This window comes from Devosia sp., assembly GCF_041917035.1.
GTDB lineage: Bacteria > Pseudomonadota > Alphaproteobacteria > Rhizobiales > Devosiaceae > Devosia_A.
In genome coordinates this window covers 1-13,337 of record NZ_JAYRYM010000094.1, presented here as the reverse complement: position 1 = coordinate 13,337, position 13,337 = coordinate 1, and the positions used below count along the sequence as shown (strand labels likewise).

Annotated in this window: 11 protein-coding genes and 1 pseudogene; 6 read left to right on the top strand and 6 right to left on the bottom strand. The window is 68.4% G+C overall.

Annotation, left to right across the window (positions count from 1 at the left end; all coding sequences use genetic code 11):
• The coding region (locus ACE3TU_RS11405) for a hypothetical protein (RefSeq protein WP_374624246.1) at positions 1–266 on the bottom strand (266 nt) is incomplete at its 3' end.
• Positions 267–654: 388 nt separating this feature from the next.
• Here ACE3TU_RS11405 and hemA point away from each other — a divergent pair.
• Both hemA and ACE3TU_RS11395 read left to right on the top strand, forming a co-directional pair.
• Positions 655–1,935, top strand: coding sequence for a 5-aminolevulinate synthase (hemA, locus tag ACE3TU_RS11400; protein WP_374624244.1), 1,281 nt, complete (start codon positions 655–657; stop codon positions 1,933–1,935).
• Positions 1,936–2,016: 81 nt separating this feature from the next.
• Entirely contained in the window at positions 2,017–2,487 is a 471-nt protein-coding gene (locus ACE3TU_RS11395; protein WP_374624242.1) for a flavodoxin family protein, read from the top strand.
• Between the two features lie 550 nt (positions 2,488–3,037).
• Here ACE3TU_RS11395 and ACE3TU_RS11390 read toward each other — a convergent pair.
• Positions 3,038–3,673, bottom strand: coding sequence for a response regulator transcription factor (locus ACE3TU_RS11390; protein WP_374624240.1), 636 nt, complete (start codon positions 3,671–3,673; stop codon positions 3,038–3,040).
• 337 nt (positions 3,674–4,010) lie between these two features.
• Positions 4,011–4,772 carry a hypothetical protein gene (locus tag ACE3TU_RS11385; protein ID WP_374624238.1) on the bottom strand — a complete coding sequence of 254 codons (762 nt, stop codon included), beginning with the start codon at positions 4,770–4,772 and terminating at the stop codon, positions 4,011–4,013.
• Between the two features lie 36 nt (positions 4,773–4,808).
• Here ACE3TU_RS11385 and ACE3TU_RS11380 point away from each other — a divergent pair, with 36 nt between their 5' ends.
• On the top strand, positions 4,809–5,135 hold the full coding sequence (locus tag ACE3TU_RS11380; RefSeq protein ID WP_374624236.1) for a hypothetical protein: 327 nt from the start codon (positions 4,809–4,811) through the stop codon (positions 5,133–5,135).
• A gap of 48 nt (positions 5,136–5,183) precedes the next feature.
• Here ACE3TU_RS11380 and ACE3TU_RS11375 read toward each other — a convergent pair.
• Positions 5,184–5,408, bottom strand: a pseudogene (locus ACE3TU_RS11375) (IS1595 family transposase); the annotation flags it as partial.
• 294 nt (positions 5,409–5,702) lie between these two features.
• Positions 5,703–6,131 (bottom strand): large conductance mechanosensitive channel protein MscL, encoded by a 429-nt coding sequence (mscL, locus tag ACE3TU_RS11370; protein WP_374624234.1) that lies wholly within the window; start codon positions 6,129–6,131, stop codon positions 5,703–5,705.
• 188 nt (positions 6,132–6,319) lie between these two features.
• Between mscL and ACE3TU_RS11365 the strand changes: the two genes are divergently transcribed.
• Positions 6,320–7,942, top strand: coding sequence for a hybrid sensor histidine kinase/response regulator (locus ACE3TU_RS11365; RefSeq protein WP_374624232.1), 1,623 nt, complete (start codon positions 6,320–6,322; stop codon positions 7,940–7,942).
• 100 nt (positions 7,943–8,042) lie between these two features.
• On the opposite strand, the gene ACE3TU_RS11360 is transcribed toward ACE3TU_RS11365, so the two are convergent.
• Positions 8,043–8,705 carry a response regulator gene (locus ACE3TU_RS11360; RefSeq protein ID WP_374624230.1) on the bottom strand — a complete coding sequence of 221 codons (663 nt, stop codon included), beginning with the start codon at positions 8,703–8,705 and terminating at the stop codon, positions 8,043–8,045.
• Between the two features lie 224 nt (positions 8,706–8,929).
• Between ACE3TU_RS11360 and ACE3TU_RS11355 the strand changes: the two genes are divergently transcribed.
• The gene (locus tag ACE3TU_RS11355) at positions 8,930–12,754 is read left to right on the top strand and encodes a peptidoglycan-binding protein (protein ID WP_374624228.1); all 3,825 of its coding nucleotides are present in this window, start codon (positions 8,930–8,932) and stop codon (positions 12,752–12,754) included.
• A 300-nt stretch (positions 12,755–13,054) separates the two neighbouring features.
• Positions 13,055–13,337 (top strand): TSUP family transporter (locus ACE3TU_RS11350; RefSeq protein ID WP_374624226.1); only part of this gene is annotated, 283 nt, incomplete at its 3' end.

The window sequence follows — 13,337 nt, the reverse complement described above, 5'->3', positions numbered from 1 at the left end:
GGGAAGGGCTGGCCGGGGCGGGCCCCGACGAAGCCGTGGCTGAGCTGCGGCGCCAGCGCCACCATGTCGGCCACGAGATTGGCCAGCGTCTCCTTGTCGAAGCGCGTGGTGGAGGCGGCGGTGAAGAACACCGTGTCGCGCGCCTCGTAGAGAAACCACTGGAAATCGGTGAACAGGGCCTGCGGATGCTTGTTGACCGCAGCGAGCGCCAGATCCAGCAGCTCGGCATGATCGTTGGCAAAGCTCGACGACGAGAAGCTCTTCACGTGACGGTCCCCCTGCGTTTCCGTTTCGTTAATACTAGCCGACCGACGGCCGGGGTCAACGCCGCAGCCGCCACGGCGTTAATGGCCGGGCGCGGCGGCGGTTCCACTGCTCCCACCGGGCGGGTGAACCGCGGCTGAACGAGGACGGCCGACGCTCGCGCGGAGTTGTGCGAGTGGCGCCGCAAACCCGACCGATGGCCGATTGGCAGGGCCCGAGGCGCAGTCTAGGATCATTCCAATGTCGACGGACAAGGCGCTGCCCCGTCAATGACTTGTATCGGTTGCGCGTCGAATTGACCTATGTCAAAGCCGGTCCCGGACGGGCTAGCTACGCCTCACCATGGTGGGGGTGCCGTCGGGTGCGGGGCCCGCAAAGCGAGTGGAACAGATGGACTATCGCGGGTTTTTCGAAGATGCCGTGGACGCGCTGCGGCAGGAGAAGCGCTATCGCGTCTTCGCCGACCTCGAGCGCATCGCCGGGCAGTTCCCGCGCGCCATCTACCGCGACGCCGCCGACAACCAGCGCGAAATCACCATCTGGTGCTCGAACGACTATCTGGGCATGGGGCAGAACCCCAGGGTGATCGCGGCGATGCAGGACACGGCGGCCAAGCTCGGCGTCGGAGCCGGCGGCACGCGCAACATCTCGGGCACGAACCGGCCGCTGGTCGAACTGGAGCGCTCGCTGGCGGACCTGCACCGCAAGGACGCGGCGCTGGTATTCACCTCGGGGTTCGTCTCCAACGAGGCGGCGATCTCGACCATCGCGCGGCTGCTGCCCGACTGCATCATCTTCTCGGACCAGCTCAATCACGCCTCGATGATCCAGGGCGTGCGCCAGAGCGGCATGCAGAAGCAGATCTTCCGGCACAACGATGTCGGGCACCTGCGTGAACTGCTGGCGGCGGTCGACCGCCAGAGGCCCAAGCTGATCGTCTTCGAATCGGTCTACTCGATGGACGGCGACGTGGCGCCGATCAAGGAGATTTGCGATCTCGCCGAGGAGTTCGGGGCACTCACCTATATCGACGAAGTGCATGCCGTGGGCATGTACGGCCCGCGCGGCGGCGGCATCGCCGAGCGCGACGGGCTGATGGAACGGATCGACATCATCGAGGGCACGCTCGCCAAGGGCTTCGGCGTGATGGGTGGCTACGTCGCGGCCAACCGGGCGATCATCGACGCGGTGCGCTCCTACGCGCCGGAATTCATCTTCACCACCGCACTGCCGCCGGCGCTGTGCGCGGCGGCCCGCGCCTCGATCGAGCACCTCAAAGTCTCGGGCGCCGAGCGCGCCGCGCACCAGCGCCAGGCGCAGCTGACCAAGGACATCCTCGCCGATGCCGGGCTGCCGGTGCTGAGGACCAACACGCATATCGTGCCGGTGATCGTGGGCGACGCGCGCGCCTGCAAGGCGGCGAGCGACATGCTGCTCGAAAAGCACAACATCTACATCCAGCCGATCAACTACCCGACGGTGCCCAAGGGCACGGAACGGCTGAGGATCACCCCGACGCCGCTGCACAGCGACGAGATGATCATCGAACTGAGGCACGCGCTGGTGAGCGTGTGGTCGGCACTGCAATTGCCGCGCGAGCGGCCCACCGAAAAGGTGAGCGCCAGCAAGCTGATGAGCGGCCAGCTGACGCTGCCCACCGTCGGCGGCTGAGACCCGCGCCGCGCGCTTGATCGAGGTCAAGCCCGCCGCCTGCCGCCGGTGCCATGTTGCCGGCGATCGAGGAGGCCCGGCATGTCCATCATCGTCGTCTATGACAGCGTGTTCGGCAACACCGCCAAGGTGGCCGACGCCGTGGCCGGGGCACTGCGCCCGGGCCGCGAGGTTAAGCTGCTGCGCATCGAGGAGGCCAGCGAGTGGCCACTCAAGGGCATCGACCTGCTGGTGGTGGGTTCGCCCACCCGCGGCTTCCGCCCCACCCCGGCAATGTCGGAACTGGTGGCGGTGCTGCGCCCGGCGGTGCCCGGACAGGCCGCCGCGGTGTTCGACACACGGCTGGCGCCCGAGGACATCCACCCCGCCCCGCTGCGCTGGGTGGTGGAGGCGGGCGGCTACGCGGCAACGCGGATGGCGGAAAAGCTCGGCGAGGGCGGCTTTGCGCTGCGCGGCGCGCCGGCCGGCTTCCTCGTCGGCGGCACCGAGGGACCGCTGAAGCCGGGCGAGCTCGAGCGGGCGGCGGCTTGGGCGGCGACGCTGATCGCGTAGGCCGGATCGCCCGATCCTCTCCTCAACACTGAACTGTCGATATCTCTGTCCCATTCCAACACCCTAACCAGGTGTTGCACTTCGTTTGAGAACTCAGGGGACCCATACTTTGCTTACGCGCCGTGATCGGGGGGGCCATCTCAGGATGGGCCCCGGCCTCCGCCGGGGTGACAGCGGTGGGGTGGCACAATGGTGCAGGCGCGCCCCCAGCCACCCGGCTGCGGCGGTCCCCCTCCACCGCTGGTGGGCAGGGGGCGCGGCCCGGCGGTCCCGCAGGCTCGATGTCATCCCGGCGAAGGCCGGGACCCAGCACTTTGCGTACGCGCCGTGATCGGGGGTCCATCTCGGGATGGGCCCCGGCCTCCGCCGGGGTGACAGCGGTGGGGTGGCACAATGGTGCAGGAGCGCCCTCTCCGGCTGCGGCGGTCTCGGCAAGAAACCCCTCATCCGCCCTTCGGGCACCTTCTCCCTCAGGGGGAGAAGGTGGTCCCGACGTCTTTCGACGCACATGGGCTATAGCCCTCTCACGTGAACGGGGGAGGAGCAGCGGTCAGCTGGTGAGGACGATGCGCATCAGGTCGGCGGTGTTGCGGGCGCCGAGCTTTTCCATGACGCGGGCGCGGTGCACCTCGATGGTGCGCGGCGAGATGCCGAGCTCGCGCCCGGCCTCCTTGTTGGATTGCCCGTTGGTGATCAGCTGCAGCACCTCGCGCTCGCGCGGGGTGAGCTGGGCGAAGCCGCGCACCTCGACCGGGCGGCGGCCGCCGCGATCGGTGCCGAGCAGGATGTCGTGGCGCAGCGCCTCGGCGACCGAGCGCACCAGCCGCTCGGCATCGACCGGCTTGGCGATGACGTCACTGGCCCCGGCCCGCATCGCCTCGACGGCGGAATCGACCTCCGGCTGATCCTCGAGCACGAAGACCGGCGTGCCGGTGCGCTGCGTCTTGACGTGCCTCAGGATGGCGAGCCCATCCTCGCTGCCAACGCGGTAGTTGACGATCACCACGTCGGGGCGCCGCTGCGCGATGGCGAGCAGGAACTGCGCCGCATCGAGCGAGAAGGCGGTCTGGAAGCCCTCGAGCCGGAACAGCACGCTGAGGGCCTCGCAGGTGGCGATATCGGCGTCGAGGATGTGGACCAGGCGGTCGCGATTCAAGTATGATGGATAATAAACAGTCTCGGTCACTGCACCCTCCGATAATTTCGGCACCTGCCGCGCCCCTCCGGAACTGCTGCAGACGGCGTTCCCAGTATGTGGAGACTGTTGCCGGACGGGCCGGACACTCCCCTGTGCTTGCTATCACCAGGCTTCGGGAACAAGGCGATATTCCCGCCTAGCACGCCATAAGTGTTGTCGCCATCCGGAAGACCCACTAGGGGTGCTGGATTTTTTTCCGGATAGGATAGGTGTAGAGGCGGATGTGGGAGGGTGTCAAGGAATGTTTTCCTAGATGATGGCAAAGCAGACGCGATGTGCGAATCAGAAGGCCGACAGGCTGGCGGAAAACCAATCGAAAGTGAGGTCACTCAACAGATGCTAAATGCCGGCGCGGATGCGTGGGCAGCGTGGGACGAGGGCGATAGTAAGGCTGCAGTCGATCTCGCGCGATCTGTGTTTGAGCAGATGATAGCGGCGAGCGAGGACCATGGAGTAAGGATTCGAAGTCACCCGTAAGGCACCCAATATCGTGCCAAAGCTGGATGACGTCATCGACAGAAAAATCGACGGAAGTATCCTGTCCTCCGAATTTGCCTACCACGCTAAGCGTTATCGGCCCTCCAGCCTTGGGGAAGTTTGCAACATATCGACCGTGAAGTACTATGTTTCGTTGTTTCTCGAACGCCTTCGCACGATTGCACATTCCAACTAGTGCAACGGAAACTTCGGGGTGATCTGAGAACACGGACTTGCACTTCGCGATCGCGGAGTTTGCAAGCCTATTCATCCCGTATCGCTGCGCCTGCTTGTCCTTGGATGGCTCGGGGCAGGCCCCTTCGCAGGCAAGGTAGAACTGGTGAAAGACGCGGTCCAGTTCCCCATGCATAGCGGCGACCATGCCCAGATGGTGTGGCAGGTCTTTGGGAATGGCTGGTATGGTGATCTGGCCCGATTTGCCCCTGAGCCTAGCCCGGTGTAGGGCGGGCAGGTCGATAGAAGGGTCTGGCATGCCCGATACCCCCAAAGACGGCGAAACAATATTCAACGAGACTCTGAAGCGGATGCTCGACGCCAAGCCGAAGCCGCGCGCGAAGCCTGAACGACCGCCCAGTACGGCGGCTGCCAAGCCGGACTCAAAGTCAGACTAGAGGGCGAACTCATAATGACATACACGACACGCGAAGGTGTCCCGGTTGTCGGCATCGGCCGGGCCGGGCCGCATGGCGACTTGCTGCGCGCGGCTCACCCAACAATCAGGGCATTGGATATGCCCGTTGATAACAGGCTGAAAGTTGACAAGGCGCTGACCCGCCGTCTTCGCCATCTCAAGCTGGCGCCTTATCTCAGCTTCCTTCTTCTGAAGCTCAAGCAACTCAATCTGCAATGCTCAGTTTGCGCAGCCGATATGCCCGCTATGTCGCGTGCCAAATCGAGAACGTATTCAACAAGACCAGCCATATTGCTCCCCAACGATGCAGGTCGACGTTAACCGCCCTTCATCATCTTGTGGACTCGTTTCAGTAGCTTGAGGCGCTGCTTAAGCGTGACGGGCCTCATCAATCCGCCGATAGGTGAGGCGCTTGCCGCCGATGCGGGCCAACAGCATGTCGTGGCGCTCGGTGTCGGCTACACATGGCGCAGAGCGGCGGTTGTGGCGGAAATCGAACGCGGCGAGGTGACGATGCAGGTGGGATTCGCTGCAGTGCTGATCAACGCCAGGCATGCCGCGCCCGAAGACTGAGAATACGCGCTCAAGGGTGTCGGTGGGGGTCACGCGGTCCGAAGCCGCGTCGGTCTTCATTGCCGCGCGGATGGGATGCGTCATGGGCCGGCGGTCGCGTCGGAGCAGCGGCGGCGGCGGGGCGGGGTGGCGCGAACGGCGATGGGACGCGCAGCTCGGGATGGGCCCCGGCCTGCGCCGGGGTGACCCGATGGATGGGGCGACCCGGTGCCCGTCTCGCCGTTTGCTGCCGCCTCCCGGCCACAAGCCCCCGGACGGCGGCTGAGCGGGCCGCGGTCTCCCCCGCGCGGCGGGGGAGACGCCGGGCGGACGGCGCTACTTCTGCGCCTTGATGGCGTCGCGGATCTCGGCGAGGAGCTTTTCCTGGGCCGAGGGGGCCGGCGGCGCGGCGGGGGCGGCGGCTTCCTGCTTCTTCAGGCGATTGATCGCCTTGACCACGAGGAACAGCACGAAGGCGATGATGGTGAACTTGACCACCGCGTTGATGAACAGCCCGTAGTTGAGCGTGGCGACGCCCGCGGCCTTGGCGGCGGCCACCGAGGGGACCGGCACGTTGCCCGGATTGTTCAGCACGATGAACAGGTTGGAAAAATCGATGCCGGACAGGATCAGGCCGATCACCGGCATGAAGATGTCGTCGACGATGGATGAGACGATGGCGCCGAACGCGGCGCCGATGATCACGCCGATGGCGAGATCGATGACATTGCCCTTGAGGGCGAAATCGCGGAATTCCTTGAACATGGCCCTACCCCTTTGCTGTACGCACGTCCCCCACGGCTGGCGCGGATGCCCAACCCGTTGACGACAATCCGCAAATCTTCCGCACAAAGCAACACAGCAACCCGAACTTAAGGGCGCCACCCACGACTTTGTGCGGCCTTGCGGGGGGCGGGGGCGCGGGCGGATACTCGGCGCGGGGAGCACAGGGCATGTCCGGCGCAACGATCGACATCGAGGAAAGGCTGCGGCAGGCGGTGGATTACATCCCCGAGGGCCTCGTGGTGTTCGACAGCGACCTCAGGCTGGTGACGTCGAACAATCGCTCCCGCGACCTGCTGGCGCTGCCCGAGAGCCTGTTGCGCCCGGCGACGCCGCTCTACGACATCGCGCTGTTCCTGGCGCGGCGCGGCGACCTCGGGCCGGGCGATGCGATGAGCCTTGCGGCGCAGCGCGTGCAGACGCTGACGCAATCGCACGCGACGGTGAGCCAGCGGCAGGGCGCCAAGGGCCAGGTGCTGGAGTTCCATGCGGCGCGGCTGCCGGACGGCGGGCTGGTGATCAGCTTTGCCGACGTGACGACCCGGGTCGACGCCGAGACCGAACTCGCCGCGATCAACCAGACGCTCGAAGGCCGGGTCGAGGAACGGACGGCGGCCCTGGTGCAGGTCAATGCCGAACTCGAGGTGGCGCGGGCCAAGGCCGATGCCGCCAACCGCGACAAGACGCGCTTTCTCGCGGCGGCGAGCCACGACCTGCTGCAGCCGCTCAACGCGGCGCGGCTCTACACCGCCTCGCTGGTCGAACGGGCCGGCGGCACCGGCCTCGACGACCTGGCGCATTCGATCGAGGCCTCGCTGACGGCGGTCGAGGAGATCATGTCGGCGCTGCTCGATATCTCGCGGCTCGATTCGGGGGCGCTGCGGCCGGTCCCGGCGCCATTTCAGGCGCGCGACCTGCTCAAGAAGGTGGCCGTGGAATTCGGCCCGCTGGCGCTGAAGAAGGACGTGGCGCTCAAGGTCATCGACACGGCGGCGGGCGCCATCGGCGACCGGGCCCTGATCGGGCGCGTGGTGCAGAACCTCGTCTCCAACGCCATCAAGTACACCCGCCCCGGCGGACGGGTGCTGGTGGGGATGCGGCGCAAGGGGGCGCGGCTGCGGCTCGACGTGATCGATACCGGCATCGGCTTCAACAAGGACCAGTCGGGCCTGATCTTCGCCGAGTTCAGCCGGCTCGAGAACGGCGCGCGCATGGCGCAGGGACTGGGCCTAGGGCTGTCGATCGTCAAGCGCCTGGTGACGGCCCTGGGGCTGACGCTGGAACTGGACAGCCGCGAGGGCAAGGGCTCGCGCTTCTCGCTCTACCTGCCGATGGGGCGGGCGCCGGCGAACGGGGCGGAGGCGGCGGCGCCCGGGCGCGAACCGGCCTCGAACCTGATCGGGGTCCGCATCCTGTGCGTCGACAACGAGAAGGCGATCCTCGACGCGATGGAGGGGCTCCTCGGCGGCTGGGGGTGCGACGTGCGCTCGGCCCGCTCGCTGCGGGACATCGACAAGGACCGGCTGCTGCTGGGCTGGCTGCCCGACCTGGTGCTGATGGACTATCATCTCGACCAGACCTCGGGCCTCGATGCGATCGAGTGGCTCAGGCACAATGTCGGCGGGCACCTGCCGGCGGCGCTGGTGACGGCGGACCGCACCGCGGCGGTGCGGGCGCTGGCGGAAGAACGCGGCATCACGGTGGTGACCAAGCCGGTGAAACCGGCGGCGCTCCGCGCGACGATCAGCGGGCTGGCGGGCCAGGGGGCGCGCAAGCGGCTGGTGGCGGGGTAGGCACTTTCCGCGCCGGGAGGCGGAGCTGCCCCTCACCCTGGCCCTCTCCCCGGAGGGGCGAGGGGACGCTGGAGCCGACGGTTCGGCGGCCTGCGGAATATCACCTCGCGCCGCTGAGCAGGTCCTCGAAGTGGCCTTCCTCGATGCGGGAGGCGGCGATGACGGCCTGGGTGCGGCTGTCGACATCGAGCTTTTGCAGGATGGCCGAGACGTGCGCCTTGACGGTCGCCTCCGAGATCGAGAGCTCGTAGGCGATCTGCTTGTTCATCAGCCCGTCGCTGAGCATCATCAGCACGCGGATCTGCTGCGGCGTCAGGGTGGCGAGGCGCTGCATCAGGGCGGACTGGGAATCCTCGGCCGGCAGCTCCATGCCCTCGGGCACGTAGACTTCGCCCGACAGCACCATCTCGATGGCGCGCCGGATATCGGTGGGGCCGACCGACTTGTGCAGGTACCCGGCGGCGCCCAGCTCGAAGGCGCGCCGGATGATGGTGCCCTCCTCGACCGCCGAGATGATCATCACCGGGATCTCGGGATACTGCGCGCGCAGCAGCAGCAGGCCGGAAAAGCCGCGGGCGCCGGGCATGTTGAGATCGAGCAGCACGAGGTCGCAGTCGCGATCGGCCTCGAGTGCGGCGCTGAGGGTGGCGAGATCACCCGCCTCCTCGACATGGATCGAGGGATCGCCGCCGGCGAGCGTCTGGCGCAGCGCGGCGCGGAACAGTGGATGGTCATCGACGATGATGATGCGACGCGTCGTCATGTGGCCAGGCTCCTCTCACGCACCTCTAGCAAGCCGGATGGCGGTTTCACCATGCCACTAAAGGCGGGTTCGCCTACGGATATGGCGGTTGTACTTGCAGAATGCACGCCGGCTTAACCCGATCTTTACCATGTTTTCCCAAGAGTGACCGAACGGTGAAGTCCATGACGGGCTTTGCGTCGCTTGTTGCGGGCCGATGGCCCGACACGGACTGGGATCGATCGATGGCCCGCGCAAACCCCCAGTATGGCCGAGACGACTACGCCCAGCCGGGCGCCGGCGAGTGGCAGGACCTCCGGAGCGAACTGGCCGCGCTGCTCGACCAGGTGGAATCGCAGGTGGCGCGGACGACCCCGCGCGAGCCCGGGTATCAGGGACTGAGCGAGCGGATGCGCGACCTGAGGCACCAGATGACCGAGGTCGAGCCGGAGACGCGGCACCGCGAGGCGCTGCGCTCGGTGCAGCGCGCCATCGACAAGTTCAGCGAGCGCGACGAAGCCCCGGCCGTGCCGCGCGACACGCTGCAATCGGCCATCCAGCAGATCCGGACACGGCACTTTCCGGCGGCGCAGCCGGCGGCGCCCGAGCCACCGATTTTCGACGAACTGGCCGAGGCGGTGGGCGGCATCTCGGCCCGGCTCGAGCGGCTCGAAGGGGAACTCAAGCAGCAGGCGCGCGGCCAGACGGCCAATGTCAAGGAAATCGCCGACCAGATGGGCCAGCTGAGCCAGGTGGTCGAACTGCTCGCGGGCGCGGTGGGCGAAACCGGCCAGGTGAAGCGACTGGAGAGCCAGATCGCCGGCCTCGCCAAACTGATCGCGCGGGAACCGCAGGTCGACCTGGGGGCGCTGACGCGCCGGCTCGACGATGTGTCGGCGACCGTCGCCAAGCTCGCCGAACTGCAGAAGGCCTATGCCGACCGCACCGACACCAGCGGCCTGTCGCAGCGGCTTGACGATGTGACCGCGACCGTCGGGCGGCTCGCCGACCTGCAGGTGCAACTGGTCGACAAGACCGACACGAGCGGGCTGTCGCGACGGCTCGACGACGTGACGGCCACCGTGGGGAGGCTCGCCGACCTGCAGGTGCAGTTCGCCAACCGGGTGGAGGCGCCGCGCGAGGACGCTGCCGGCGACGGCCTCAGGCAATCGATGGCGGGCATCGAGGACGGGGTGCGCAGCATCTACGACCGGGTGGACGCGATCGAGAAGGCGATGGCGGTGCCGCCGGCCGAACTCGACAAGATCACCGCCGAACTGGCGCGTTTCGCCACGCTGATCCGACAGCCGCAGCCGCAGGGTCTGATCGAACTGATCGATGCGCTCAACGACCGCATCAGCGACATGGAGACCCGCACCCCGCAGGTGAGCGGGCTGAAGGCCGACGTCGATGCGCTGCGCGCCACGGTGATCGAGGCGATGGAGCCGCGGTTCGCCTCGCTGGAGCTGCAGATCGAGGCGATCGGCAGCAAGATCGATGCGCGGCCGGAGCCCAATATCGCCCAGCTCGAGGCGCAGGTGCGCCAGCTGGTGGCGCGCATGGACCAGACCGGCGAGCAGCTCACCGGCCTCGCCAAGCTCTACAACCAGCCGGCCGAGCGCGAGGCGGGGCCGGACCTGCGCGAGCTGGCCGAGATGGTGGCGCAGCGCACGTCCGCGGTGGTGGCGGAGCGCGAACCGGCGCTCGGCGTCGCGAGCCTGTCGGAGCGCGATATCGCCGAGCTCGAACGCCGGCTGACGCGGGTGATCGAAACGACGCGGGAGCCGGCGGTCGAGGGCGGCGCGGCGCTCGAAGCCACGATCAACGAGGTCAATGACCGGCTGCGCCGACTGGAGGATTCGGTGGGGCGCGCCGGAATGGCAGCGGCCCCGGCGCCCGCCGTGCTGCCGGCCGCACTCCCGGCAACGGCCATGGCCGCCGTCGCCGAGCTGGTCGAGCCGGCGAGGCCGCCCGAGCCGACGCGCGGGATGCCGGCGGCGACCGCGCCGGTCGCGCCCGCCGAACTGCCCGCCTACGATCCGATTGCGCCGCTGCTCGGCACGCTGCAGCAGGACGAACCGGCGCTGGACTACGGCCTGGCCGATCCGGATACGCTCACCGTTCCGGTGACGATCGAGGACGCCATGCCGCAGAGCCCCTCGCTCGAGGCGCCGCTGGTCGACAAGCCGTATGGCGACCCCGATCCGCTGCTCGCCGCCCTCGAGGTCAAGAACGGACCGCGCCGGCGGCATCCGGGGCTGGGGTCCGATCAGGCGACGCCCGAGAGCGCCCCGGCAACGGCGGGTTTCGACCCAGCGAGCAGCGTGTTCGACCCCAGCCTCGCGGTGTTGCCGCCGGCCCCGAAGTCGAGCCTCGGCGCAGCGAGCGACGAAGCCATCCTGCCGCCGCAGCCGGAGGCCGTCGAGGCGGTGGCTCCGCACCCGAGCCGCAATACCTTCATCGAGGCGCATCGGCGGGCCGCCCGACTGGCGGGCAAGCCATTGGCCAAGCCCGCGCCAGCCGCCACGGAGCCCGGCAGCGGATCGCTGATCGGGCGGGCCTTCGCCCGTTTCCAGGCCTCGCGCAGCGCCGAGGCGAAGCCCGCACCGGAACCGGTGCCGCCGCCAGCGGCGGAGCCCAGGGCGGACAAGCAGAAGCCGGCCAAGACCCGCAAGCTCGCCGGCGACAAGGACAAGCCGGCACACTGGTCACCCAAGCGGGAGGCCGCGCGGGTACTGCCGGTGGCGCCGCAGCCATCGATCGACATGAGCGCCGAGGCAACCAGCCCGGCGCCGGACGCGGCCGCCGACAAGCCGCAGAGCTTCCTCTACCGCCACCGCCAGCCGATCCTGCTCGGCGCGAGCGTGGTGGCGCTCGCCTTCCTCACCATCAACCTGATCAACCAGAGGATGGAGGACGACGCGGCGGTGACGGCGGCCTCCCAGCCGCTCGACGTGGGCGACGCCGCGCTGACGCCGACGCCGCTGGCGGAACAGGCCCTCGTGCCGCCGGCCGCCGAAGCGCGCCAGATTCCGCTGATCGACACGCTCTCGACCGCCTCGATCGACCCGGGCGCCGCCCGGGGATTCGTGCCGGCCGGGGACATGCCCCCGGCGGTGAGCGCCTTCGCGGCGCCGGCGACGAACCCTGCCGAGGTGGCGGACCTGTCGGCGGCGATCGCGCCGCTGCCGGCGACGATCGAGAGCCCGGTGCGGGTCGAGATGCCACCCGCCGGCGTCGGTCCGCAGGAACTGCTCACCGCGGCCGCCTCGGGCGACGCGCGGGCCCAGTTCGAAGTTGCGGCCATCTATACCGAAGGCCGGGCAGTGCCCGAGGACCTCAGGGCGGCGGCGATCTGGTACGAGCGCGCCGCGATCCAGGGTTTCGCGCCGGCCCAGTACCGGCTGGGGAACCTCTACGAGAACGGCCGCGGGGTGACCAAGGACGTCGAGCAGGCGCGGCTGTGGTACCAGCGCGCCGCCGAGGCGGGCAACCGCATGGCGATGCACAACCTCGCGGCGCTCTACGCCGGCGGCGGGCTCGGCACGCAGCAGTTCGACGCGGCGGCCAAGTGGTTCGAAGAAGCGGCCAGCCGCGGCATGAAGGACAGCCAGTTCAACCTCGGCATGCTCTATGCGCGCGGGCTGGGCGTGAAGCAGGACCTCGCGAGCTCGTTCAAGTGGTTCGCGCTCGCGGCGCTGCGCGGCGACGCCGATGCAATCAAGGCGCGCGACGACATCGCCGCCTCGCTCGACGCGGCGACAGTGCAGGCGCTCGAGGCCGAAGTGGCGGCCTTCGTGCCCGGGCGGATCGACCTCGTGGCCAATTTCGCCCCGATCGGCACGTGGAGCGCCGGCTTCGACCCCGGCCAGCCGATCGTCCGGACGGAGGTGGTCATGGGGGTGCAGAAGGCGCTGGCGCTGCTCGGCTTCGATGTCGGCACCCCGGACGGGGTGACCGGCCCGAAGACCGCCGAGGCGATCCGCACCTTCGAACGGGCCACCGGGATGAGCGAAAGCGGCACGATCAACCCGCGGCTGCTGGCCGTGCTCGGCAGCCAGCCGGTGTGAGGGCCGCTTCGCCAATCCATCGCTAGCGGCATCGGGCTGTCCGGGCTCGCGCTGGGCCCTCTCCGCCGGCCGCGCTGGTCCCCCTCCCCCGCGGGCGAGGTGGACCGCAACCGGGTGAAGCATCGCCATGGCTACGGTGCAAAGCGCGGGGCTGCGCGTCCTAATCCCGACCCGTCCGGTAGGCTAACCTCGCCTTTGTACTTTGCTGCTAGGACTGGGTGGCATTTCGCGAAAAACGTCGCATTTCCGTCGCTGGGCCGCGGTACAGCCGACAGATGCCCTAGCCCATTGGACGCCGCCGTGCAGGTCTATCTGCCGATCGCCGAGCTTTCGATGAACCTGTTCTACCTCGTCGGGATCGGGGGGGCGGTGGGGTTCCTGAGCGGGCTGTTCGGGGTTGGCGGCGGGTTCCTGCTGACGCCGCTGCTGATCTTTTCGGGCGTACCGTCCTCGGTAGCGGTGGCGTCGGTGACCGGGCAGGTGGTCGCGGCCTCGACCTCGGGCGCCCTGAGCTACTACCGGCGCGGGCAGATCGACCTGCACCTGGCGCTCTACCTGCTGCTGGCCAGCATCCTCGGCGCCT

Coding starts and splice junctions, on each gene's coding strand:
- hemA (WP_374624244.1), top strand. CDS start 655: ATGGACTATCGCGGGTTTTTCGAAGATGCCGTGGACGCGCTGCGGCAG.
- ACE3TU_RS11395 (WP_374624242.1), top strand. CDS start 2,017: ATGTCCATCATCGTCGTCTATGACAGCGTGTTCGGCAACACCGCCAAG.
- ACE3TU_RS11380 (WP_374624236.1), top strand. CDS start 4,809: ATGACATACACGACACGCGAAGGTGTCCCGGTTGTCGGCATCGGCCGG.
- mscL (WP_374624234.1), bottom strand. CDS start 6,131: ATGTTCAAGGAATTCCGCGATTTCGCCCTCAAGGGCAATGTCATCGAT.
- ACE3TU_RS11365 (WP_374624232.1), top strand. CDS start 6,320: ATGTCCGGCGCAACGATCGACATCGAGGAAAGGCTGCGGCAGGCGGTG.
- ACE3TU_RS11360 (WP_374624230.1), bottom strand. CDS start 8,705: ATGACGACGCGTCGCATCATCATCGTCGATGACCATCCACTGTTCCGC.
- ACE3TU_RS11355 (WP_374624228.1), top strand. CDS start 8,930: ATGGCCCGCGCAAACCCCCAGTATGGCCGAGACGACTACGCCCAGCCG.